Source organism: Enterococcus sp. DIV0806c, assembly GCF_051710905.1.
Classification (GTDB): domain Bacteria; phylum Bacillota; class Bacilli; order Lactobacillales; family Enterococcaceae; genus Enterococcus_B; species Enterococcus_B mundtii.
The window spans coordinates 1,111,851-1,135,877 of record NZ_JBIOLO010000001.1; the positions used below are offsets into that span (position 1 = coordinate 1,111,851).

The following is a 24,027-nucleotide window of genomic DNA, read 5'->3' on the forward strand; positions in this document are numbered from 1 at the left end:
TCCAAATGGACAAAGAAGAATGGAATACCTTTGCGAAAGACTATTACGAATCACAAAAAGAATCCAGTACGACGATCGTAGAGGATGTCGTTGCTTATCTAAGAAGCGAGGATTTATTACCAGCTGGATCATTCGCAGATGTTGCCGGTGGCGCAGGGCGTTATCTGCCGTTAGCAAAAGAAATAGAACAATACGAGTTGATTGATTTTTCAGAAGAAATGCTTGTGTATGCTGAACATGAAGCGCAAGTACTGGGGCTAATTAACTGCCAATTCATTTTGCAAGATTTTACTAATTTTTTACATGAAGAGAAGACTTATGACCTTGTTTTTTCAGCGGCAAATCCTGCCTTGGTTACTTGTGAACAACTGGAAAAATTGCGTAGCAAAGCGACGAAAGCATGTTTGATTCTAAGAGTAGTCGCCTCAGAAGATAATGTCTTCGTACCTCTTGAAAGGCGTTTAGGAATCGAGGTATCTGATCCTCACACATCGCCGGTTATAATGGACCAATTTGAGAAGTATTTGTCAAAGGAACATCTTCCTTATAAGAGACAGGAATTCGCTTATGATTCACAGGAAGAAGTCACGGCTTCATTTTTGCAGGCTTACTATGAAGAAATGCAAGATGATCCACGTTTCCAGTCAGCTCTCCAAGAATTATTTAAAAACAGTGAGACAATTCAGAGTACAAATAAACTGACCTATCGATTATTGACTATTTATTAGTCAACGATCGAGGTCAGTTTTTTGCATTGATTATTTTTCTTTGTAAAAACGAATATCATTTTCAACTTTATAGATCGAATAAGGTAGATCTGAATGATATTCAGCTGTTTCACCATGTCCAGGTAATGTTTCATTGAAGATTTCTTCATATTGATCAACCGTCAATGCTTCACGGTTATCTAACATCGCTTGATTCTCTTCTTTGAACAAGAAATTTTGATAGTCTTCTTCTAAATACCCAGTGAAAAACTCACTCACAGCACCAGAACCATAGCTGAATAATCCGATACGGTCACCCGATTTCAATGCTTGAGAGTTTTCTAACAGAGAAATCAACCCTAAATAAAGTGAACCAGTGTATAGATTTCCAATTCGTCGACTATAGGTGATGCCTTCTTCATAACGTGCCATCAAACGTTCTTGCGTTGCTTCATCTGTTTCTTCGATCACACTTTGCAACGCTTTTTTTCCCATTTTTGTGTAAGGGATATGGAAGGTAAGTGCGTCATAATCTGCAAGTGTTCGACCTGTTGTTTCTTTATATCTATTCCAGACTTTTTGGAAAGACTCAATATAGGTAGAGTTGGACAATGGTCCATCTACTACAGGATATTGGCTATAGCTTGGACGCCAAAAATCATAAATATCTTCTGTTAAAAAGACACTGTGGTCTTCAAGAGACAGAATCCGAGGGTTTTGTGTGATCATCATAGCGACCGCACCTACACCTTGCGTCACTTCACCACCACTTGCTAAACCATAGCGGGCGATATCGCTCGCAATCACTAAGACTTTACGATCTGGATGATTTTTGACATATTCTTTTGCCATATGCAAAGCTGCTGTTCCCCCGTAACAAGCTTCTTTTACTTCGAATGAACGAGCAAAAGGTTGAACTTTTAACAAATGATGGATGATCACAGCACTTGCCTTTGATTGGTCGATGCCTGATTCGGTACCTACAATGACCATATCGATTTTCTCACGATCTTCTTCTGTGACGATTTTACTCGCTGCATTTGCCCCTAGCGTGACGATGTCTTCATAAACTTGATTGACAGCCATCTGATCTTGACCGATCCCGATATGGTATTTGGCAGGATCATCTCCACGTCTGTTTGCTAATTCAGTCATATCTAAAAATAAATTAGGAATAAAAAAGGAAAGACGATCAATCCCTATTTTCATTTCAACACCTCTTTACTCATGATAAAAAACTTACTTTATTAAAGTATCACAAAATCGCTAAAAGAAATACAAAAAAGCTAATTTTTAAGGATTTGTAAAAAAATATAGCGCTTTTTTTAAAAGGTGTATGATATATTTGTATTTCCGGTAAAGAATGGTATATTTTTGTAGGAGATACTTGACAGTTAGAAAATAATCAACTGTCCATCTTTTATACAATTTAATAAGAAGTGTATTTTAATTTTTACGAAACCATTCAGATTGTTCTATCCATTTGATATAGACAAACGTTTTGAAGAATGTCTCGTCGGTTACAGCGTGATGTTTTTCGCAAATACAAGAGAAATAAGGAGGGAATCCGTTTGCGCAAAAGATTGTAACACCTATAAATTCGTCGCGTTTTTTATAATACGTGGATGAGTAAATTTATAGACTTTGGCAACGGGTGGCTTAACTTGAAGGAAGTCGTTATTATAGATGCTGCACGAACACCGATTGGAAAGTATCGTGGTAGCTTAAGCAGTTATTCTGCTGTTGAGTTGGGAACATTCATCACAACAGAAATCCTTGAACGAACAGGGATAAATAAAGAAGCAATCAATCAAGTCATTTTTGGAAATGTGCTTCAAGCAGGAAATGGGCAAAATGTTGCACGGCAGATTGCGATCAATAGCGGAATCCCTGTTAGTGTTCCGGCAATGACAATCAATGAAGTCTGTGGATCTGGGATGAAATCAGTGATCCTTGCGCGTCAACAAATCCAACTAGGCGAAGCGGACCTGATCATAGCCGGTGGTGTTGAAAGCATGACTAGAGCGCCGATGATCCAAGTGAGCGATCCAGAAAACGAGAAAATCGAAGAAATCTCAAGTATGGTCAATGATGGATTAACCGATGCATTTTCCAATACTCATATGGGACTGACAGCAGAAAATGTGGCAAAACAATTTGCTGTGACGAGGGCAGAGCAAGATCAATATGCACTGGCTTCACAATTAAAAGCAGCACAAGCCAGCGAGTCAGGGATCTTCAAGGAAGAAATCATTCCAATTTCACGTAATGAAGAAGTATTTGCAACGGATGAAGCAGTGCGAGGAAATAGTACATTAGAAAAATTAAGCACCTTACGGACGGTTTTTGCGGAGGACGGCACAGTTACTGCTGGAAATGCTTCACCTTTGAACGATGGTGGCTCTGTACTGATCTTAGCGTCTAAAGACTATGCGATTGCTCATGACTTACCGTATTTAGCTACGATTAAAGGAGTCTCTGAAGTTGGGATCGATCCAAGTATCATGGGGGTAGCTCCAATCAAAGCAATCAATACTTTGATGGAGAAAACAGAGCTTTCCTTGGATGACATCGATCTATTTGAAATTAACGAAGCGTTTGCTGCGTCATCGATCGTTGTGAATCGTGAATTGAATCTCCCATCAGAGAAAGTCAATATTTATGGTGGTGCGATTGCGTTAGGCCATCCGATTGGTGCTAGTGGCGCTCGTATCTTGACTACTTTAGGCTATGCGTTAAGAAGGCAGCACCAACGATACGGCGTAGCTTCATTATGTATTGGTGGCGGTCTTGGATTAGCTGTTCTTTTGGAAGCTAATTTGCAAGAAACTGGTGATAACGAAAAAAAAAAGTTTTATGAACTAACGCCAGAACAACGTAGACAGCGATTAGTTCAAGAAAAAGTGGTTTCTCAAGCAGAAGCAACAGGTTTTAAAGAATCTGTTTTAACAGAAGATATCGCCAACCATTTGATTGAAAATCAAATCAGCCAAGTAGAGATCCCATTAGGTGTCGCATTGAATTTTCAAGTGAACGGTAAAAAAAAATGGATTCCTATGGCAACGGAAGAACCTTCTGTAATTGCTGCAGCGAGCAATGGCGCAAGAATATGTGGCGATATCAGCGTTCAGATACCACAACGATTGATGCGTGGGCAAATCGTCTTGACTGGTCGTTGTGATTATCGAAAAATCAAGGAAGTCATTGAAGCAAGAAAACCAGAATTGGTCACTTGTGCAAACGAAAGTTATCCTTCGATCGTCAATCGTGGTGGAGGCGTTCGAGAAATTTCTACTCGAGAATTTATGGGGAGCGAGCATGCCTATCTTTCACTTGATTTTTTAGTGGATGTCAAAGATGCGATGGGTGCGAATATCATCAACTCGATTTTGGAGGGAGTTGCGGTTCGTATCAAAGAATGGTTCCCTGAAGAAGAAATCTTGTTCAGTATCTTAAGTAATCTGGCGACGGAATCTTTAGCGATCGCGACTTGTATGATTCCTTTTGAGCGATTGGCAAAGGACAAAGAAACGGGTCAGCTGATTGCTGAAAAGATTCGTCAAGCGAGTGAATACGCAAAGTTGGATCCTTATCGGGCAACGACCCACAACAAAGGAATCATGAATGGTATCGAAGCGGTCATCTTAGCTACAGGAAATGATACACGAGCAGCCGCAGCGGCTATTCATGCCTATGCTGCTCGAAATGGTAGTTACCAAGGGTTGACTGACTGGCAAATCAAGGAAAATCATTTGGTAGGGAAATTGACGGTTCCTTTAGCTGTTGCGACAGTAGGGGGCGCTTCCCGCGTCTTACCGAAAGCGAAAGCTTCTTTAGATATGTTAGCAATTGATTCTGCACAAGAATTGGCACAAGTGATTGCAGCTGTTGGTTTAGCACAAAACCTGGCGGCACTGCGTGCACTTGTTAGTGACGGTATTCAAAAAGGACATATGTCCTTACAAGCGAGAGCATTGGCAATCACAGTTGGTGCCAAAGGGGACGAAATCGAGAGAGTTGCCGCAAAGCTTAGAGAATCAGGAACGATCAACCAACAAAGCGCACTAGCTGCCTTAGCAGCTATCCAGGAGAGCAAAAACTAGGAATAATTTGCGAAATAGTCGTAGTAGCTGAGGAAAGGTGACAAATAATTTTCATTATTATAACGTGCCTCTCAAAACACATAAAAAAATACCTATGCTAAGTATGAAGGATCTATAATCTAAAATTTATTTTTTTCATAAATGGTTATCACGTCTTTTTGGCTATTTTCATTTTTTTGTGAAGTTGTATAATATTAAACAAAACGTAACAGACCTTGTAGATTAAAGGTTTTCTGTTACGTTTTTTTACATACTCTGAACTAAAAATTATAGAACGTATATTATTAAATTTTAAAAATAATTTATATAACATTAAAAAAAGCTAAAGTTTTTTAAGCTTATTTGAGGTTCTCTTGTGAATAAATAATCTAACAGGTATACTTTTCCTCAAATAGAATAACTTGTTAGGCGAGACTCCTAAACAAACATAGGCTATTGCGCAGAAACGTCGAAAGACGCCAATGTGTAAAACAGGAATTGTCGGATTAAGGCTCTTCATAAGATAGCTAAGAGAAATCTTTACGTTGTTTAGTGTCAAAACTCACACGATGAGACTGAAAAGCCAATCGTTTTTTTCGTTTGGCTTTTTTTATTCAAGATGGGTAAGTGACGTATCTCCGCTGTAACACAAAGGAGAAATATAGGATGGGTGTAAAAGACATAAGAAAAATAGATTTGTATTTGCTCGTACCATATCTGTTGATCAGTGTAATAGGATTATTAATGATCTATAGTGCGAGTACGTTTCGTTTGATGTCATTCGATCAAAGTACGAATCAACTTTTAGTTCGACAAATGGTATTTGTAGTGCTTAGTTGGGCAATGATTTTTTTCATTTACCGAGTGAAACCTGCATTCATACTCAACCATCGAATCGTAAAAATAATGATGGGGATCGGTATTGTGGGGCTGATCTTGACTAAGGTACCTGGGATTGGTGTCAATATCAGTGGCGCGCAACGATGGATCTCCATTGCAGGTTTTCAATTTCAACCTGCTGAAATTGTCAATGTCGGGATGATTTTTTATTTAGCTTATTATTTTAGAAAACCCAAGCAATCATTGAATGAATTAAAAAAACCCTTTTTTATCATCGCTTTATGTTCTCTGCTGATTTTATTCCAACCAAAAGTAGCTGGTGCGATCTTGTTGATCATCTTAGCTGCAATCATGATCACGACTGTTCAATTACCAGTTCGCTATATTTTATTGTTTTTTGCAGGACTGTTCAGTCTCCTTTTGCTCCTTGGAGGCATCATTTATTTACTAGGCCAAAATGATCTATTACCAAGTATTTTTGCCCATACTTATGATCGCTTGAGCATTGCTTTTAATCCTTTTTTAGATCCTTATGGAAAAGGATTTCAGATGAGTCAATCTTATTATGCCATGTACAACGGTGGGCTTTTTGGATTAGGACTGGGAAATAGTATTACCAAAAAGGGCTATTTACCAGTAGCCGAGACTGATTTTATTTTTTCGATTATTTTAGAAGAGTTAGGCCTGATCGTGGGCTTACTGATTCTAGCAATGTTATTTTCGATTATTTTGCGCTTATTTGTCTTGAGTGCGAATGAACCAAATCAGCAGATCGGGTTGATTTATTTGGGAACAGGGATGCTGTTATTGCTACAGACAAGTATCAATATTGCAAGTATCAGTGGCATGATCCCAATGACAGGTATTCCGCTTCCTTTTATTAGTTATGGAGGATCAAGCTATTTGATTTTATCCATGCTTTTGGGCGTTTGCCTGAAACTGTCCTCACGAGGTAAGCAAAATGAAATTTAAATTTAACGAATTCAACTACGCATTGTTTTTACCGATTTTTCTATTTTATCTATTAAGTGTCGCTGTGCAATATGGGGCAGCGGTATATGACCAAATCCCAGTCAGAGGTGTCGTTTTCAAACAAATCGTCTTTTGTCTGATGTCCTTAGGGCTGTTGTTAGTCACCCAACGTGTGAAAACAGTTGTTTTTTTGAAATACTCCCCTTATTTTTATGGGTTTTCTCTAGTAGTGATGGCATTACTACATCGTTTTTATGATCCTGCGATGTTTCAAATCACAGGAACAAAACGTTGGCTTAGGATCGGTGGTTTTTCTTTCCAACCATCTGAACTAGTAAAATTGACCTTTATTTTAGTCATCGTTTATCTGACATTGATCTATGAACAAAATGTAAAGCAACGGACTGTCAAATCGGATTTACTTTATGTGGGTAAGATTCTACTCGTTAGCGTGCCGACCTTTTTATTGATGTACATGCAAAAAGATTTTGGAACAAGTTTGGTTTTTGTCATATGCTTGGGGGCATTATTCATGATCGCTGGGGTCCATTGGAAGATCATGACGACAATGACTGCGATTCTAGTTATTCTCGGGGCCATTTTGATTGCTTTAGTCTTTACTGAATACGGACACCAGATTTTATATCGTCTGAATTTTAAGACTTATCAGTTAGATCGAGTACGCGCATGGGTTGATCCATTTGCTTATAGCCAATCGATTGGGTATCAACAATCACAAAGTTTGCTTTCCATCGGGGCAGGTGGATTTAGTGGAAGGTCTGAAGCAATCAATCCAATTTACGTTCCTGTTCGCGAATCGGATATGGTATTTACGGTGATTGCTGAAACATTTGGCTTTTTAGGAAGTGTTTCTGTGCTCTTTTTATATTTTTATCTTTTTTATCAAATCATTTATAGTGCAATCGAAACAAATAATAAAGGGAATGTATATTTTGCGATTGTCTTCGTATTTGGTTTGTTATTTCAAGTGTTTGAAAATATTGGAGCTACGATCGGTCTACTCCCGTTAACAGGGATTCCTTTACCATTTTTAAGTCAAGGAGGAACCTCTCTCTTGGTTATTGGCTGTGGTTTAGGCATTATTTTAGGATTTAAAAAGTATGAATGAGAAGTAGAAGGGAAGTTATTATGAAACAGATACCAAAAGGAACATTGGTGGTAGCACTCGTATCATTCGTCTTATTGACGACTTTAACCACACTAGTTATGACAGAAAACACCTTATTCAACCAACTCGATTTAGCCATTTATCGACAGGAGCGATTGATCGCACTCCCAGTATTAACAACATTTTTCAGTTATTTTGCAAAACTAGCAACGATTATTCCTACTTTATTTTTCACAGGATTGCTTGCAATTTTTAGTTGGCGGAAACAGTACCATAAATTAGCCATTTGGCAAGTCTTAATGGTTTTGACAGTTAGTTTGATTGGTTACGTGATGAAACAAGCTATCCAGCGGACACGACCTGATGTGGAGCAATTGATTCCTAGATCTTCTTACTCTTTTCCAAGTGGTCATTCGATTTTGTCTATGACGCTATTCTTAGTATTTTTGATCACCATGTACATTATCTATCGTGAGAAAAGGGTAAATAAACTAGTATGGGTGGGGGCTCTTTATCCCTTATTGATTGCTAGTTCTAGAATTTATTTGAGAGTACATTATCCTAGCGATATCTTAGCAGGTTTTTTACTGAGTTTTTCAGTTGTTTTCTTATGCTATAGTCTGTGTTTCTCTTTTATCACTGAAAAAACAGTAAGAAAAAAGCACCAACAAAAACGAATATTCACTAGAAAACAAAAGGTTTTATTGTCTATTATGGCATTTCTTTTCTTATTAGTAGGTTCTGCAGTTGCATATGGTGTTCGCTTTTACTACGATGCAAGACAGACAGTGACTTCGATGCAACAACCGCTACAAAGAGAAACCGTTCAGCGGGAAAAAGATACGCCAGTCAGCATTTTAGTTTTAGGTATCGCCAATAATTCAATTAGAAAAACGGACTATCGTGCAAATACAATCATGTTGGTTACATTGAATAATCAAAAGAAAACAACGACGATCACGAGTATTCCTCGAGATTCTTTCGTAGAAATTGCCAATATGGATGGATTGGTCGATAAAATCAACCATGCCCATTCTTACGGTGGGATTGATATGATGGTGGATACGGTTGAACAATATCTTGATATACCGATTCATCACTATGTATCGTTGAATATGGACGGATTAGAAGCGTTGATCGATGCTGTGGGAGGAATCACTGTAAATAATGCGTTTGAGTTTACAGCAGAAGACATCCATTATCCAGAAGGTACACTAGAATTAAATGGTTGGGAAGGATTACAGTATGCGCGCATGCGAGCAGAAGATCCTGAGGATGACTATGGGCGACAGAAAAGGCAAAGGGAAGTCGTCAATATTTTAGTCAATGAGTTCTTATCTGTGAAAAGTTTATTCAATTATCGCCAGCTTTTAGAGGTAGTCGGTGAAAATGGGACAACGGATATGTCCTTAGATGAAATGCTCGGAATGATGAATGAATACCATTCGGCATTATCCAATATCACGAACCATCAGTTGAAAGGTGAACAATATATTGGTGATGGCATCTTGGGAGAAGCAGGGATCTACTACGAGAAGATACCCGATGAGGAACGGATGAGAGTGATGCAGTTGGTGCAAGAGCAATTAGAAACAACAGGGAAGAACGCAGCGCAACAATAGGAACAATTGATCTTCTCTTTTTTACATTTATAAATGATAAAAAAAGCAGTTGAAATGAACGATGATCGTCATTTCAGCTGCTTTTTTAGGTAAAAATCATCACGCAATCTATTTGCTTGCGTTTATCTTTCGTTGATCGGTGTAGCGGCAAATTGTTCGATCAATGGCACGAATGTCAATTTCACTTTGTATTTACGTTCTAAAGCTTTTTCGATCGTAAATTCATTGACAGCAGACATAGAGATCTCTGCTAATTTTCGTGTGTCGTCTTTGACTGTTTCATTGATCACTACAGCATCTGCTGTTTTTTCAGCAGTGAACTTCGGATATTCTGCTACTTGTTTTGCAAAATCATCGAAAGTCAAAGAATCTGTCGCTACTTTTTCATCACTTGTTTTCTTGTCAGTTGTTGCTTCTTTACTGACTGATTGAGAAGTTGTCTCAACTTCTTCAACTTCTTTTGTTGGTGTTTCTTTTACGGACGCGTCATTAGTGACTGGTGTCGCCACAGGTTGAGCCGTTGGTTGATCTTTTTTCATGCGTTGATCATTCCAGTAAGAAACGATCTCAATCAATAGGTTGTCACGGAAACGTTCAAAAATCGTTGCTTCACCAGAACGAATACGTTTCAAGACAGCAGTAAAGTTATCGTCGATTGGTACATTGATGCGTGTATCTTCATTTGCTTGTCCTGCTAAGCCAATGATTAAGACTTGACGGTTTTTAGGATCAAGCATGACTTGCAATGGTAGACCATAACGGCGTAAACTTTCTTCTTCCAATGAACGGAATAATTGCGTGCGAATTCCATCTAAAGAAGGACGGAATTGTTTTAATAATTTTTGTTTTTGTTTTTTCTTCATAAATACTCTCCTTCATTCATACCCTTTCGATTATAAGAAAAAAACGAGCAAATGAAAAGGTTTATCAAGAAAAAACTTTTATTACTTCGATGGAAAAACAAAAAATTAAGTGGGATATTCGACTTTTTACATATTCTAAAACCTAATAAACGGTGGGAATAGAAGTCACCTTCTCGGAAATAAGGCTAGATACTTCTGTCCCGACCTCTCAAAAAGGGGAGCAAAAGTCCATTGACTAATGCTCCCTCATCTAGTTATTTTTTTGGCAATAAGGCAAAGGTGACTAGTTCTGGTGAATAGATGACCTCATGTCCTTGCCATTTCATCGTCATCAATGAATGATCCAAGCGTTTTTTTATTTCCGCAATTTTTTCATCCCTTGACCAATTTCGAGCAGGAAAATGCTGGATTTTTTCTGGGCGGATCAAAAAGATGAAATCTGGATCAAATGTCTGTGTCACTTTTTCAGATAAACGATTTAAGCGGTCCACGGGGTTCATAGAATATCACTATCCTTTACCTTTAAAATTGTGTAGTATCTGGATCTTTTGCTTTGCCAACGACACCATCTAATTGGTCGATCGTCTTCATTTCTTCTTCTGATAGCTCAAAATCAAATAATTCAGTGTTCTCCTTGATTCTGCTTGGTGTGACAGATTTTGGTAATGGTAAGAAACCATGTTGTAATGACCAACGTAGCGCTACTTGGGCAACGCTCTTATTGTGTGTGTTGGCAATCTCTTGCATTTCTGTGACGTCGAAGATTTTACCAGTGCCAAGAGGGCTATATGCTTCAAGGACCATATCATGTTTTTTCGCGTACTCAACAACAGGTGGTTGCAATTCGCCAGGAGCAAGAAATACTTGATTGACCATTGGCATGATTTTTGCTGTTTTTGCAAGTTCATCTAAGTGATGTGGTAAGAAGTTGCTGACACCAATGGCTTTGATTTTGCCAGCTTCGTATAACTCTTCAAACGCACGCCATGTTTCGGCATTCGCTTCTTGCCAATTTTCGCGGAAAGAAACTGGATTAGGCCAATGGATCAAGAAAAGATCCACATAGTCTGTTTGTAATTTTTTTAAAGACTCTTCGAAAGAGGACATTGCTAGATCGTAGCTATGGTTTTCGTTCCAAAGTTTAGTCGTTAAGAAAATCTCTTCTCTTGGAACACCACTTTCTTTGATTGCTTGTCCGACACTTTCTTCGTTTTTGTACCCTTGAGCGGTATCAATATGACGATAACCGGCAGCTAATGCTTCTTTAACTGAGGAAACAGCAACGTCTCCGTCAGGGGTTTGCCAAGTACCGAAACCGACAACAGGGATTTCATAGCCATTTGATAAACGATAAGTAGATGTTAGTGAATTCATACTTTCAGCTCCTTTGATTTTAGTACACTTTAAGTGTAGCTTATTTTCTAAAAAAAGAAATGTATTTTGTTTGTTATAAAATATTTTTTTGTTCGTCCCATTTTGTCGCTGGTATTTTTGTTTGATTTTCCGTAAACTAGAGCAGAAAGGAATGAAACGATGGATATCTATTTAAAAAAAGCAATTTTGCATATTATTGATCGAGAAACAGGATCTCCTGTATTTTCACAACAAGAACTAGATCTTACGAAAGATTTTGTCAGGGACTTTCTACAAAAGAAGATCCAAAAAATCTCTTCTGCACAAACTAAAACAGGGCAACTCACTGAAGAAAGCCTATTTTCTCAAAACTTGAAACAGTGTCAAGAAAATTTTGTCGAAGAAAGTGAGCGTTTAGTCCAACGGTGGTTTGACATCTATGCAGAAAGTGAGGAAGCACCTAGTGCAGATGTTTTCGTTGTCTTGTATGAAGTAGACACTGTGATGTATTTAGCTTTATTGAAAGTGAATTATCGTGATGCTTATACCCACTATGTGGAAGCAGATGAAGCCGGTATTGACAACCGTTTGATTTTGAACCGAGCGATCCTTGGCTCAAAATCTCAAAAAGCAGATGAAGCATTAGCAGTCAATCTGACAGATCTGACGTATGAGTTGATTGAAAAACGCTATGAGTTCTCTGGTAAAAAAGAATGGTACTTTTCGGGAAAAGTGATTGAGAGCGTCCCGGCACCTTCTTTGGAAGACAACGTCAAAGTGATAAAAAAAGTGGCGAAGCAGCTAGGCAAGAAGTTTGAAGCAGAAGAGTTCGATATCATGGCGGACTTAAAAGAAGCTGTGTATGATACGATCGAAGAAAAAGGTAGATTGGATCATGAAATGATCGCGGAGAAAGTATTCAAAGAAAATATCACTGCCAAGTTAGCATTCCAAGAAGAAGTCAAAGAACAAGGCTTTATTCCAGAAGCACCACCAGTGAAAGAAGTACAAGAAATCTCAGAGAAAAAATTCGGAAAGCAAAAATTCCGTTTATCAAATGGCATTGAATTGATTGTACCAGTAGACGTTTATCGTAACCCGGATCTGATTGAATTTGTCAATAATCCTGATGGTACGATCTCTGTCATGATTAAAAATGTGGACGAAGTATTGAATCGTCTATAGTTTCTTTTAGATGAATCAAAGAAACCAAATAAAAGTGAATAGTAAAAAAGCAGTCAATATCCACGAAGATCGTTTTTCAAGTCTTGTGGGTGTTGACTGCCTTTTTTGTGTTGTTTATTGTAAACTGGTTCATTGATCTAATTGATCTAACGCTTTGTCCGGCACTTGAGAAGCTGTTACTTCTTCCCAACTGATGACGCCTTTACGTGAATTGACTTTTAGTTTTAAATAAGCATCCATTTTTAAAGGACGTTCTCTCGCTTCACGTAAAGTGACTGCTTTTTCTTCTCCTTGTGCGTTGTAAGCATTTTGGTCGTATACATAAATAGAAACGTCCATGTCATTGTCTGCTGAGTCAACTTCTTTTTCTCCGTTAGTGGTGATTTTTGTATAATAAGTTTCACCGCCATAGAAATAATCATAAGCGATAAAGCTTCCTCCTAGGAAAATTCCCAATACAATCAATAATGCTATCAATTTTTTTATCATTTTTTTCACCTCGGATACTATTATTCAACAAAATCTATTATTCGTCTATCGAAAGTCCAAAATTTATCGTATTTATATATAATAATGGCATATTCGCCGTTTTATGTATAAAATACTTAAGTTTTCTGTGAGAACATTTTTCAAAGTTGAGGTTACGATAATCGAATTTTAGGAGAGCTAGTTGCTTTGCTTAAAAAAACACAAATTATATAATAATGTTATGAAAGGTGGTATTAAAATGGAACTGTATTATTTAGTTGGTTTGTTTGGTATAATTTTTGGACTTTATGTGTTAGCAAAAAGAAACAATAAGATAAAACCATTCTTTTCCAAATTAACTTTAGCATTTTTGGTTGTATACTTGATCTGGCGTCTTTTCTACACGATCCCAAATGATGGCGTGATATCATTAACTTTCGGTCTTATTTTATATGTGGCAGAATTTATTGGTTTATTTGTGTATGGTTTTTTTATTTACTTGTTTTCTAATAAGTTGTCGAAAGACTCCGTGAGAGTTCATTACGATGAGGAGCCATTTCAACCAAGTGTAGCAGCGTTTATATGTACGTATAATGAGGATAATAAATTAGTGATCGCGACTGCTTTGGCTGTCAAAGCGTTACGTTATCCAAATAAGAAAATATATATTTGTGATGATGGTCATCGTGAGGAATTGAAAGAACTTGCAGAAAAATACCATATTGGTTATCTGACAAGAGAAGGTAACGAGAACGCAAAGGCAGGAAATATCAACTATGCACTTTCACAAACAAGTAGCGACTTGATTTTGCTTTTAGATGCTGATTTCATCGTTAAGAAAAATATTATTTACGAGGCTATCGATTATTTTAGAAATCCAAAGGTTGCGTTAATTCAATATCCTCAAACTTTTTATAATAAAGATCCCTTCCAATTATTGAGAAAATCATTTTACAATGAACAGGAATTATTTATGCGTTTTTTAGAACCAGCTCTTTCACGTGAAAATGCGTTGATCCATATCGGGACCAACGCTATCATTCGACGCAGTGCTTTAGAGGAGATAGGTGGCGTCCCAACAAAAAGCATTACTGAAGATATGGCAACAGGGATGTTATTGCAAAATGCTGGTTATGAAACGATTTTCATAAATAAAGCTTATGCTTTGGGAATCACGCCTTATACAGCTCGAGAGCTGTCCTCTCAACGGACACGTTGGGCCCAAGGTACAAAGCAAATATTTGACCATTTTAAACCACGTAAATTTAAAGGGTTATCTCGTATGCAAAAATTGTGTTACTATAATTCTTATTTGTACTGGTTTACTTCATTTCAAAAAATCATTTTTTTATTAGCACCAACTCTTTTTATGGTCTTTGATATATTTATTGTTCGAAGTAACAACAATCAGTTATTATTGTTCTTTTTACCACCGTTTGTCATGATTTCTCTTTCGTTTCGGTTGTATGTTCCTAAAATCAGGAATCTTACTACTTCGCATATCTATGATTGTTTTGTCGCGCCGATCCATACTAGAGCATTGATCAAAGAGTTCTTTCATTCGGAAAAAAAATTCAAAGTGACAAAAAAGGAACTTGTTGACAGTCAATCATTTGATTGGCGAACAGTTTTTCCTCACATGTTACTATTTGGTTGGATCGCTTTCGCATCTATCGTTGCATTGTACCGACTTTATCGAGGAGAAGGATATGAAACAGGCTATATTGTGACACTTCTATGGTCAGTGTATAACCTCTATGGATTATTCTATGCGATTTTGATTGGTAAAAATCGAACAATTGAAAGCGACAGTGAAGCATTGAGCATTGTAACAAAGAAACAACTAAGTTATCTATCCCAATCATTTGAGATGTATCAAATGAGTTATAACGGATTTAGACTTCGTTCCCAAAAATTAGTTACTCCTACTTTTACACCTGGGAAAGCTTATTTATTTATGGATGAGAAAGCTGGACTTAGAATCAATTCGATATGTAAAGAAAATCATGGGAGATATGCGACTTTCTCATTTAACAATTTGACACAAGCTTCTGCAGAAGAACTTGCAAGTTACTACAGTGATCAGTTGAATGCAGCAAAACAATTAGAATTCGATATGGAAACCGATACTTTACAAAGTTGAGAGTATGACCATTACTAATAGAAAACGAACGCTGTCAATAATAACAATAGCGTTATGACAGAGGTCGGCACAGAAGTATTTATGCTCGAGAAATAAGACGACAGTTACGTAAATTGTTCTTCAAATTTTTGTGGCTGCCGTCTTATTTCCGAAGAGTTTACTTCTGTCCCCGCTGTATATTCCCTTTTAGAATATGCGTGAAGACTAATGTCCTACTCACTTTTTATTGAAATAGTGTATCGAAACACTTTAATTGACTTTGACCAATTTTGACGTATAATAGGGTTTGTTCATAACTTACAAAAAGTAAGTGTAGATGATTTTTTTGAGTTTATGCTGAAAAAAATGTTATGGACGATGAGCTGAAATCATTCAGTGCATAAGACTATTTAGGAGGTTTGTTAATTATGGCAAAAGAACATTTTGATAGAAGTAAACCACACGTAAACATCGGAACCATTGGGCACGTTGACCATGGGAAGACCACATTGACTGCTGCAATCACGACAGTATTAGGGAAAAAAGGCTTAGCAAATCCTCAAGATTATGCAAGCATTGATGCAGCTCCAGAAGAACGTGAACGTGGGATCACCATCAACACAGCACACGTAGAATATGAAACAGATAAACGTCACTATGCGCATATCGATGCACCAGGACATGCGGATTATGTGAAGAACATGATCACAGGTGCAGCTCAAATGGACGGTGCGATCTTAGTTGTTTCTGCGACAGACGGACCAATGCCTCAAACTCGCGAGCATATCCTTTTGTCACGTCAAGTTGGTGTAAAATATTTGATTGTATTTTTGAATAAAGTTGATTTGGTCGATGATGAAGAATTGATCGATCTTGTAGAAATGGAAGTTCGTGAATTACTAAATGAATATGGTTTCCCAGGTGATGACACACCCGTCATCAAAGGCTCTGCATTGAAAGCATTGCAAGGTGACCCTGAAGCAGAAGCTGCGATCAATGAATTGATGGAAACAGTGGATGACTATATCCCAACCCCAGAACGTGATACCGACAAACCATTGCTTTTACCAGTTGAAGATGTTTTCTCAATCACTGGTCGCGGCACTGTAGCATCTGGTCGGATCGACCGTGGAGCTGTTCGTGTCGGTGATGAAATCGAGATCATCGGAATCAAACCTGAAACGAAAAAAGCGGTTGTGACAGGGGTAGAGATGTTCCGTAAAACGTTAGATTATGGCGAAGCTGGAGATAACGTAGGAATCTTGTTACGTGGTATTCAAAGAGAAGATATTGAACGTGGCCAAGTGATTGCGAAACCTGGTTCAATCACACCACATACAAAATTCAAAGCGGAAGTCTATGTGTTGACGAAAGAAGAAGGCGGACGTCATACACCGTTCTTCAATAACTACCGCCCACAATTTTATTTCCGCACAACAGATGTAACAGGTACGATTGTGTTGCCAGAAGGAACAGAAATGGTCATGCCTGGTGACAATGTAACAATCGAGGTAGAGTTGATCCATCCAGTGGCAATCGAACAAGGAACAACTTTCTCTATTCGTGAAGGTGGTCGAACTGTCGGTTCAGGAATGGTAACAGAAATCGAAGCGTAAGTATTTTTATAAAAAAAATATAAAACCTGTGGACAAGGTATTTACTTGAATATCTTGTCCAATGGTTGTAATAGAAGTGTTAAGCACCGATAAATAAGCGAGCAAACTCGAAAATTTTTTTATATTTTTGGGTTTCTCGCTTTTTTTTTTGTGGGGGAATCTTCGAACAACATTTTATGAGAATTTAGTAGGTGCAATACGACTAGTATCCTTGCTGCTTGTTTCCATCGATTTTTCTTGTTTTACCATGTCTATAAATTAGTTATAATAAATTTATCTGTGTTTCTAAAAACTATGACAAAAAGTTAAGAGGGGATTCAATGATTTTAGAAAATAAGTTAGGCTTGACCAGTCAAGTTGAGTTGGCAAAAGCGGAAGAAAAAATCAGTAAGCAAAAAGCAAAAAAATTATATGATTCTGGAAGAATAGATGAATTAGAAATTGGAACGTTCAAAGGGTTAAGCGAAATCCATGACTATTTGTTTTCTGAAATCTATGATTTTGCTGGGGAAATTCGCTCAGTAAATAGTGCAAAGGGGAATTTTCGGTTTGCGCCGGTCATGTATTTGGAGTATTCTCTAAAAAATATTGACCAAATGCCACAGTCTACTTTTGAAGAAATCATCAAAAAATACGTAGAGATGAACATCGCTCATCCTTTTCGTGAAGGAACCGGTAGGAGTACTAGAATTTGGTTAGATCTCATTGTGAACTACTCACCACTTAGCTAAACCTACCGGTTTTTAACGCTTGAAGTGGGAGCTTCTTGGGAATAGAGCATACTTGATAGTGTATTTCTTTACTAACAGCGGTGTCTCTTATTTGCCAAGCTATCCCCGTAGTTCCTACGGTTCTTGATTTTATCTAAGCTAATTGTTTTATTCGGAGACCTTCGATCAGAATATTGATGCTTGCGTTTATATCACGGTCATGATGAGCATGACAAACCGGACAAGTCCATTCTCGTATTTCGAGCGTTTTCTTGCCATCTTGATGACCACAATCCGAACAGAGTTGACTAGATGGGAACCATTTATCTACTTTGATGATTTCACATCCATACCAGTCAGCTTTGTATTGTAGTTTAGTTACAAAACTAGACCACGATACATCAGAAATACTTTTAGCTAATTTATGATTGCGTAACATACCTTTTGCATTTAAGTCTTCAATACAGATAGTATCGTGATTTTTGATAATCTCTGTACTTAACTTGTTTAGAAAGTCGTTGCGCTGATTCATTACTTTTTCATGTAGCCGCGCTACTTTTCGTTTTTGTTTTTGATAGTTTTTGGCTTCAAAGAGATTGACACCTTTCTTTTTAGCTAATAATGCACGTCTTGACAACTTACGTTGTTCACGTTTTAGTTTCTTTTCCATTTTTGACGTGAACTTATTATTATCAATCTTTTGACCGTCAGAAAGAATGGCAAAATCAGTTATACCAAGATCAATTCCAATAGAAGAATCGTTTTTAGGAAGTTCAACTATTTCTTCTTTACACAACAAAGAAATATGGTAATTACCACTTGGATGACGTGAGATTGTGGCAGATTTGATAATTCCTTTAGGTTGTCTATGGAGTTTAATCTTGACTAAAGACTTCAACTTAGGAACTTTGATGAATTTATTATCAATCAAAGCTACTGTTCCTTTTTGGTTGTTAGTAGTATAGCTTTGTACAGGATTCTTCTTACTTTTGAATCGAGGAAACCCAACGGATTTATCTCTAAAAAAATTCTTATATGCCTTATCTAAATTAAGTTGTGCATTCGCTAGAGTCAGGCTATCTACTTCCTTCAAAAACGGAAATTCTTCCTTATATTGAGCTGGTGTTGGAAAATTCATTTTTATAGAAGAATCATTTTTAGTTTCTTCATAATTTTTCATTCGGTCATCAAGCATTAGATTGTAGACCTTACGGACACAACCAAAAGACTTAGCAAAGAACATTTCCTGCTCTTCTGTTGGATAAATTCTGAATTTATATGCTTTTAGTCGCTCCATAAGACTCACCTACTCTCTATTTGTGGTTATTACCTTGATTCTGAATATACTTTTTGATGACATCAATTGGTGCGCCACCAGTTGTCAACAGGCAGAAACTTTTAGACCAAAACATTTCTTTCCAAAGATATTGTTTTACTCTAGGATAGTCACGCTTTATCAAGCGTGAACTCGCGCTTTTATAAGCGTTGATGAACTTCGTCAGCTCTGTTTTTGGCTGTGCTTTGAACATAATATGAACATGATCTTTATCATGATTCCACTCAACGAGAGTGATGTGATATGACTCTGCAATTCGTACAAAAGTTATTTTAGCAAATTCAGATATTTCATCATCAATCACTTGTCTACGGTATTTAGTTACCAGTACAAGATGATAATAGAGAAGAAACACTGAATGATTATTAGTATCTAGTTCCATTGTTATATCAGCTCATTTCTTATATAGACTGATTATAACATAGTACAAAATAAAAAGGCAATATGCATTACATGTCGGTTTTCGAGTTACCAACGGTAACCCTCATACCGAACGGCATTCATCACCCACCTATAGAGGATGGGCGACTTCTGCCTGAATTAAGTTAAAATCGGAGATACAGAAAGTGGTTGACTGGAATCTAATTGACAAGTCGGATTATTTATCTGCAATGGAACGTAGTCCGATCAATGACTTAGAAATCAGCTATTTGATTTCTAACGCGTTGACAGATAAGATTTCCGATCGTGAACTTTATATGAAAGGGATCGATGTGAGTTATTTTATGAAGGTTACTCTGAATATACGATCGATGATCTATAACAGAAGGAAAAAATGTTTTATGAATAAACAAAGTACGCCTGATTTTGACTAAAACAGCAAAATCAGGCGTTTTTTTTATTTACGGAACCATTTTTTTAAGCCATTCAAAGGTTTTGTTTTTTGATCAACGGGCGCATTGTCAATGATCAATAACGTGATCATTACATAAGCGATCCAACTATCCCTTGAATAAAGTGTATAGCGAGATCTCCAGTTGGTGGCATATTTATCTTTGTATTCTCTTAACCCTTGGAATGAATAAAAATGTGACCCAAATTCATAAACCAAGTACGCAATCCGTTCTTGGATAAAACTTTTTCTTGAGGTCCCCACATTAGACAAAGGAGCCATACCCAAATTGAACCATTGGATATTTTCCTCCTTCATATATTCAAAAAGATGGATGAATAAATAGTCCATGCTACCGGAAGGGGCAGTATCTGGATCATAGCGCATCAAATCAATCGTTCCGATCTTATCATTCGTATAAGTCGGCATGATCGAAGCGAAAGCGACCAACTCACCTTGATCGTTTTTGACGACTGCAATCGGTGCTCGCTGTAAATAGTCTTCTGAGAAGAAACCTAATGAGAAGCCTTTTTCTTTGCGACTGCCTAGCCAACGATCAGAAATGGTTTTAAGCTCAGCCATTTGTCGGGATGAAAATGGGGGCTGAAGTACCTCAAACGTGAATCCTTCTCGTTCGATGCGATTCAGTATCGCACGTGTGCCTTTCATTTTTTTCCCAGAAGTCGTGAAGTCGGCTAACGAAACATGGCCTTCTTCGCCCATTTTGATAAAATCATAGCCAAATTCATGAAGGATCATAACCAGTTCTTCGCTCGTTTCATAAAAGACTGGCAAGTAGCATAAGCGATCTGTTTCTGCGATAAAGGCTTCGATCGCTTCTGGAAAATCTTCTTTTTTGCCTGAGGGATCGCCCATCACCACACACTTATTGTTATAACTAGCAAATTGTAACAAGACGGTTGCTTCCCCGTCTTTTTCATAGGTAAACATCCGTTTATCTTTCAAAAATATCAGTTGACTATCTGAATTACCGCCGTAAGTTTCTAAAATCGTGGTGGCGACCGCTTCATCTAACTCTTGTCCAACTTGTGCTTTTTTACCTTGGAGATAGTGGACAAATAAAATCATGATAAAGGCTACTGCTAAAATTGCTAGAAAACCAGACAACCAAATTTTTTCTGATGGAAATAGAAAAAATGAAATAAACCGATGATTACGATGTGGGAAAGTGGGCATATTATAAACACCGATCACGATATATAAAACGGTCAATGCACCTATGATCAACCCATCGATCGTCAACCATTCCCACGAGTAGATAAATTGATCTCTGAACAATTCATTACGTGAAGCGATCACGATACCTAATAGCAATAGTAAGAAAATAATGCCAGTAGTGCTTAGATCATTCAGCCCAACATAAATTAATGAAACAAGGATCAAAAAAATGGTTGGCCAGTAGACACGCTTGACTCTGGCTGCGATGCCTCGTCCCATAATAACAAACAAGAAGCCTAACAATATGCTTGGAAATTGCATAATAAAATGCATCTTTATAGGATTGATATGATGCAACCAACGAAACTCAGTAAATGCTTGCGGGATCGTTGCTGAAAGAACCAACATGATGCCAGAAAAATACATTAAGATCACCAGGATCTTCCGAGCAATCTGGGTCGCTAATTGCTTTGGAATACCAGAGTATCGTTGGTCGATCGATACACCGACATTTTTAAAGAAGAAAACTAATCCAATGAAAAATGGAATAAAGTAATAGAAGATCCGATAAAGCAAGATCCAGATCACAACGGTTTCTTTAGGGATACCTAGAGCTGATAAACCAAAGATCATCATCACATCAAAACTACCGATTTCTCCTGGGATCATTGAGATGATCCCGATAACTGAAGCAGCGATAAATAGAGGGATTGTTTGCCATAGATCGATGGGGATCTCCATCAAATAGCCGACTGCAAGAAAGGTTCCTAAGACACCCGTCCATTCCAATAAGGAAACGAGTAACAATTGCCCTTGGGATTTAATTGAAAGACCACCAACATAGCCTTCTTTTTTGATCGTGGTAAAAATAAAAACGATGGGGAAATACAAACCACCGGCAATCAACCAAATCCAATACTGTTTAAGAAACGGAGCGACAGGAGTAAAGAAGACCATAAAAAACGAGACTAAACTATACAGAGATAAACCCGCCATCAAAAATAAAAATACTTTAGATAAAGCTTGCATGACTTGTTTGCTATCTTTTCTTTGACCGTAGAGTTCGGATCGTAAACCGATACTGACAAAGCCACCAAATCCAGCAATGTTATTAATAGTATTGATCATCCAACTTGTTTCAAATAAATATAATGGCTTTTGCTTTTGATTTAGTAACTTGTTGAAAATCAAATCATATCCAATCATGGGTAGAATAGAAATCAACCCAATCAAAAACATGACACCAATTTTCCAGAGTGGGATCGTGGAAAATGTTTGAGCTAGTTGGTCCGCAGATAACAAAGTACTGATTGTCATCAATTCACGAATAATAATCACTAATACAGAAATCAAAAAAATCGTTTTGATAAGTCTCAAGTGGCTTTTGAACCACTGAATGATTGGCTTGAACAAAAAATCACCTACTATTTTCAAATTTATTTTGTCAAGAAGTCTAAAACTTCTTGATTGAAGCGTTCTGGGTTTTGGCGAGCTAATTGGTGTCCTTGTCCTGTGACGAGAACAAATGAAGCATTAGGGATCGTTTTCGCTAAATAAAGCGAATGTTTCAGTTTGATGACATCTTTTTTACCGACGATGATCAGTGTTGGGCAATTGATTTTTTCTAAATGTTCTGTCGTGAGGCCAATATCATGAAGCAATAAATCGATGACCAATAAATGCTGACGTAAATGTGGCTGGAACAGTGCGCGCAACCAAACAAAGAAATAGTGAAAAGCACTGAGTAGTCGTGAGGACCAGAGAACCCCATTCAACCGTGTATTACCCGAATTTAAAATCAAGCGATTGACCCTATCTGGATAATTGCTTGAAAAAACTAAGGCAAGATTGGCTCCATCACTAAATCCCAAGATATTCGCTTGTGAGATTTGTTCCAGCAGCATGACTGTCAATAAATCATCTGCCATCAAACGAAAATTCAATGCTCCTGCTTGATTTGTCGATTGTCCATGCCCGCGACTATCGATGAGATAAATCGTAAAGTATTGTTCTAAAACGGGCACTTGTTCTGAAAAGAAATCACCGCTCCCGTCATTTCCATGAAGTAGCAAGAGGGGAAATCCATGTCCACTTTTTTCATAATAGATGTCAGTACCATCTGCCATTTTTGCAAATTTCTTTTCTCTTTTCACATTTATCACCTACTATTTTGAATTATAACGCTCTTTATCTATTTTAGAAATCGAAACTCTATAAAACGAACGATCATTTTCGTAAGATGAAAGGGAAAATGAAACATTCATTTTTTATTAAATTAAATAAGAAAAAACAGAGAAAAAATAGCCAAGAATGAAAAGAAATAGTAAGATAAAAAAAGATGTCAAATAGCTAGGTGGGTTTGGATGAAGAAAAAAAGAAAATCAATCTCCCGTATGATCGTAGGTCTATTTGTCTTCACGATTCTGGCAACGATTCTTTTTCTATTCGGTAGAACATATCAATCGATCAAGCGTGTCGAAAATTATCAGCCAGAGATTTCGTCAGCATTAGAAAAGTATCAAATGCAAGAACATGAGAATCTAGTGAAGGCAATCATACTTACTGAATCAAGAGGAAATGGTGTCGATTTGATGCAAAGTTCGGAAAGTGCCTATGGACAGATGGGGGCGATCACGACACAAGAAGGAAGTATTGACCAAGGAGTCAAATACCTCTCAGAGATGATAGCTGAGGCGAAAGCATTAGGTTGCGATCTGGCGACAGCGATCCAAGCGTACAATTTTGGCAAAGACTATATTGCTTACGTCAACGAAAGAGGCGGGAAGAACACGGTCCGTTTAGCCGAAGAGTATTCTAGGGATGTGTTGAGTCCGCTTTTAGGCAATGACAACAAAAAAACCTATCGCTATTGGCGAATCCAGTCATTATTGTATAATGGTGGGTATTTATACCATAATGGTGGTAATATGTTTTATGCAGATGTAGTGAAGATGAACCAACAGTTTCTTGAATGGTATGAAAATATTTTTTAAGCCTGTTGGATCGAACCA

At 37.5% G+C, this 24,027-nt stretch carries 17 protein-coding genes, 4 pseudogenes and 1 riboswitch; of the genes and pseudogenes, 11 read left to right on the forward strand and 10 right to left on the reverse strand.

Annotated features, from left to right (window positions below; translation table 11 throughout):
* The first annotated feature begins 5 nt into the window (after nt 1–5).
* On the forward strand, nt 6–728 hold the full coding sequence (locus IGK77_RS05270; RefSeq protein ID WP_074801210.1) for a class I SAM-dependent methyltransferase: 723 nt from the start codon (nt 6–8) through the stop codon (nt 726–728).
* A gap of 30 nt (nt 729–758) precedes the next feature.
* Here IGK77_RS05270 and IGK77_RS05275 read toward each other — a convergent pair whose 3' ends face one another.
* Nucleotides 759–1,916, reverse strand: coding sequence for a hydroxymethylglutaryl-CoA synthase (locus IGK77_RS05275; protein ID WP_071866334.1), 1,158 nt, complete (start codon nt 1,914–1,916; stop codon nt 759–761).
* A 455-nt stretch (nt 1,917–2,371) separates the two neighbouring features.
* Between IGK77_RS05275 and IGK77_RS05280 the strand changes: the two genes are divergently transcribed.
* The 4 genes from IGK77_RS05280 to IGK77_RS05295 all read left to right on the forward strand — a co-directional run bounded on the left by IGK77_RS05280 (nt 2,372) and on the right by IGK77_RS05295 (nt 9,352).
* Nucleotides 2,372–4,810, forward strand: a complete 2,439-nt coding sequence (locus IGK77_RS05280) for a hydroxymethylglutaryl-CoA reductase, degradative (protein WP_438713039.1) — start codon at nt 2,372–2,374, stop codon at nt 4,808–4,810.
* A gap of 393 nt (nt 4,811–5,203) precedes the next feature.
* Nucleotides 5,204–5,371: riboswitch (M-box (ykoK) riboswitch) on the forward strand.
* An 84-nt stretch (nt 5,372–5,455) separates the two neighbouring features.
* Nucleotides 5,456–6,601 carry an FtsW/RodA/SpoVE family cell cycle protein gene (locus tag IGK77_RS05285; protein WP_071866336.1) on the forward strand — a complete coding sequence of 382 codons (1,146 nt, stop codon included), beginning with the start codon at nt 5,456–5,458 and terminating at the stop codon, nt 6,599–6,601.
* A complete protein-coding gene (locus IGK77_RS05290) occupies nt 6,591–7,730 on the forward strand; it encodes an FtsW/RodA/SpoVE family cell cycle protein (protein WP_074801205.1) in 1,140 nt (379 codons plus the stop codon). Before IGK77_RS05285 ends, IGK77_RS05290 begins: the two co-directional genes overlap by 11 nt.
* A 20-nt stretch (nt 7,731–7,750) precedes the next feature.
* Nucleotides 7,751–9,352 carry a phosphatase PAP2/LCP family protein gene (locus tag IGK77_RS05295; protein WP_074801202.1) on the forward strand — a complete coding sequence of 534 codons (1,602 nt, stop codon included), beginning with the start codon at nt 7,751–7,753 and terminating at the stop codon, nt 9,350–9,352.
* A gap of 122 nt (nt 9,353–9,474) precedes the next feature.
* Here IGK77_RS05295 and IGK77_RS05300 read toward each other — a convergent pair.
* The 4 genes and pseudogenes from IGK77_RS05300 to IGK77_RS05315 all read right to left on the reverse strand — a co-directional run.
* Nucleotides 9,475–9,717, reverse strand: a pseudogene (locus IGK77_RS05300) (hypothetical protein); the annotation flags it as partial.
* Between the two features lie 122 nt (nt 9,718–9,839).
* Nucleotides 9,840–10,215 (reverse strand): annotated as a pseudogene (locus IGK77_RS05305) (hypothetical protein); the annotation flags it as partial.
* 254 nt (nt 10,216–10,469) lie between these two features.
* Entirely contained in the window at nt 10,470–10,715 is a 246-nt protein-coding gene (locus tag IGK77_RS05310) for a hypothetical protein (RefSeq protein ID WP_074801196.1), read from the reverse strand.
* Nucleotides 10,716–10,737: 22 nt separating this feature from the next.
* Nucleotides 10,738–11,589 (reverse strand): aldo/keto reductase, encoded by an 852-nt coding sequence (locus IGK77_RS05315; protein ID WP_010735800.1) that lies wholly within the window; start codon nt 11,587–11,589, stop codon nt 10,738–10,740.
* A 159-nt stretch (nt 11,590–11,748) separates the two neighbouring features.
* Here IGK77_RS05315 and IGK77_RS05320 point away from each other — a divergent pair, with 159 nt between their 5' ends.
* On the forward strand, nt 11,749–12,753 hold the full coding sequence (locus IGK77_RS05320) for a nucleoid-associated protein (RefSeq protein WP_019723512.1): 1,005 nt from the start codon (nt 11,749–11,751) through the stop codon (nt 12,751–12,753).
* Between the two features lie 129 nt (nt 12,754–12,882).
* Here IGK77_RS05320 and IGK77_RS05325 read toward each other — a convergent pair whose 3' ends face one another.
* Nucleotides 12,883–13,239 carry a YxeA family protein gene (locus IGK77_RS05325; protein ID WP_029594083.1) on the reverse strand — a complete coding sequence of 119 codons (357 nt, stop codon included), beginning with the start codon at nt 13,237–13,239 and terminating at the stop codon, nt 12,883–12,885.
* Nucleotides 13,240–13,480: 241 nt separating this feature from the next.
* On the opposite strand from IGK77_RS05325, the gene IGK77_RS05330 reads away from it, so the two are divergent.
* The 3 genes and pseudogenes from IGK77_RS05330 to IGK77_RS05340 form a co-directional block, all read left to right on the forward strand.
* Nucleotides 13,481–15,364, forward strand: a complete 1,884-nt coding sequence (locus tag IGK77_RS05330; protein WP_074801193.1) for a glycosyltransferase family 2 protein — start codon at nt 13,481–13,483, stop codon at nt 15,362–15,364.
* A 407-nt stretch (nt 15,365–15,771) separates the two neighbouring features.
* Nucleotides 15,772–16,959: an elongation factor Tu gene (tuf, locus tag IGK77_RS05335; protein ID WP_019723509.1), complete on the forward strand. Its 1,188-nt coding sequence runs from the start codon at nt 15,772–15,774 to the stop codon at nt 16,957–16,959.
* Nucleotides 16,960–17,279: 320 nt separating this feature from the next.
* A pseudogene (locus IGK77_RS05340) lies at nt 17,280–17,669 on the forward strand (Fic/DOC family protein); the annotation flags it as partial.
* Nucleotides 17,670–17,823: 154 nt separating this feature from the next.
* Here the strand turns inward: IGK77_RS05340 and tnpB are convergent.
* The gene (tnpB, locus tag IGK77_RS05345; RefSeq protein WP_438713041.1) at nt 17,824–18,966 is read right to left on the reverse strand and encodes an IS200/IS605 family element RNA-guided endonuclease TnpB; all 1,143 of its coding nucleotides are present in this window, start codon (nt 18,964–18,966) and stop codon (nt 17,824–17,826) included.
* Nucleotides 18,967–18,982: 16 nt separating this feature from the next.
* Nucleotides 18,983–19,387, reverse strand: a complete 405-nt coding sequence (tnpA, locus tag IGK77_RS05350; protein ID WP_071866345.1) for an IS200/IS605 family transposase — start codon at nt 19,385–19,387, stop codon at nt 18,983–18,985.
* A gap of 163 nt (nt 19,388–19,550) precedes the next feature.
* Here tnpA and IGK77_RS05355 point away from each other — a divergent pair.
* Nucleotides 19,551–19,768 (forward strand): annotated as a pseudogene (locus IGK77_RS05355) (protein adenylyltransferase Fic); the annotation flags it as partial.
* A gap of 75 nt (nt 19,769–19,843) precedes the next feature.
* Here IGK77_RS05355 and mprF read toward each other — a convergent pair.
* Together mprF and IGK77_RS05365 are read right to left on the reverse strand one after the other, a co-directional pair.
* Nucleotides 19,844–22,429: a bifunctional lysylphosphatidylglycerol flippase/synthetase MprF gene (gene mprF, locus IGK77_RS05360; RefSeq protein WP_071866346.1), complete on the reverse strand. Its 2,586-nt coding sequence runs from the start codon at nt 22,427–22,429 to the stop codon at nt 19,844–19,846.
* Between the two features lie 23 nt (nt 22,430–22,452).
* Entirely contained in the window at nt 22,453–23,169 is a 717-nt protein-coding gene (locus IGK77_RS05365) for an alpha/beta fold hydrolase (RefSeq protein ID WP_438713042.1), read from the reverse strand.
* A 210-nt stretch (nt 23,170–23,379) separates the two neighbouring features.
* Here IGK77_RS05365 and IGK77_RS05370 point away from each other — a divergent pair, with 210 nt between their 5' ends.
* On the forward strand, nt 23,380–24,009 hold the full coding sequence (locus IGK77_RS05370) for a lysozyme family protein (protein ID WP_071866347.1): 630 nt from the start codon (nt 23,380–23,382) through the stop codon (nt 24,007–24,009).
* Nucleotides 24,010–24,027: the final 18 nt, after the last annotated feature.

Coding starts and splice junctions, on each gene's coding strand:
- IGK77_RS05285 (WP_071866336.1), top strand. CDS start 5,456: ATGGGTGTAAAAGACATAAGAAAAATAGATTTGTATTTGCTCGTACCA.
- IGK77_RS05290 (WP_074801205.1), top strand. CDS start 6,591: ATGAAATTTAAATTTAACGAATTCAACTACGCATTGTTTTTACCGATT.
- IGK77_RS05320 (WP_019723512.1), top strand. CDS start 11,749: ATGGATATCTATTTAAAAAAAGCAATTTTGCATATTATTGATCGAGAA.
- IGK77_RS05270 (WP_074801210.1), top strand. CDS start 6: ATGGACAAAGAAGAATGGAATACCTTTGCGAAAGACTATTACGAATCA.
- IGK77_RS05310 (WP_074801196.1), bottom strand. CDS start 10,715: ATGAACCCCGTGGACCGCTTAAATCGTTTATCTGAAAAAGTGACACAG.
- tnpA (WP_071866345.1), bottom strand. CDS start 19,387: ATGGAACTAGATACTAATAATCATTCAGTGTTTCTTCTCTATTATCAT.
- IGK77_RS05370 (WP_071866347.1), top strand. CDS start 23,380: ATGAAGAAAAAAAGAAAATCAATCTCCCGTATGATCGTAGGTCTATTT.
- IGK77_RS05315 (WP_010735800.1), bottom strand. CDS start 11,589: ATGAATTCACTAACATCTACTTATCGTTTATCAAATGGCTATGAAATC.
- IGK77_RS05330 (WP_074801193.1), top strand. CDS start 13,481: ATGGAACTGTATTATTTAGTTGGTTTGTTTGGTATAATTTTTGGACTT.
- tnpB (WP_438713041.1), bottom strand. CDS start 18,966: ATGGAGCGACTAAAAGCATATAAATTCAGAATTTATCCAACAGAAGAG.
- IGK77_RS05275 (WP_071866334.1), bottom strand. CDS start 1,916: ATGAAAATAGGGATTGATCGTCTTTCCTTTTTTATTCCTAATTTATTT.
- tuf (WP_019723509.1), top strand. CDS start 15,772: ATGGCAAAAGAACATTTTGATAGAAGTAAACCACACGTAAACATCGGA.
- IGK77_RS05295 (WP_074801202.1), top strand. CDS start 7,751: ATGAAACAGATACCAAAAGGAACATTGGTGGTAGCACTCGTATCATTC.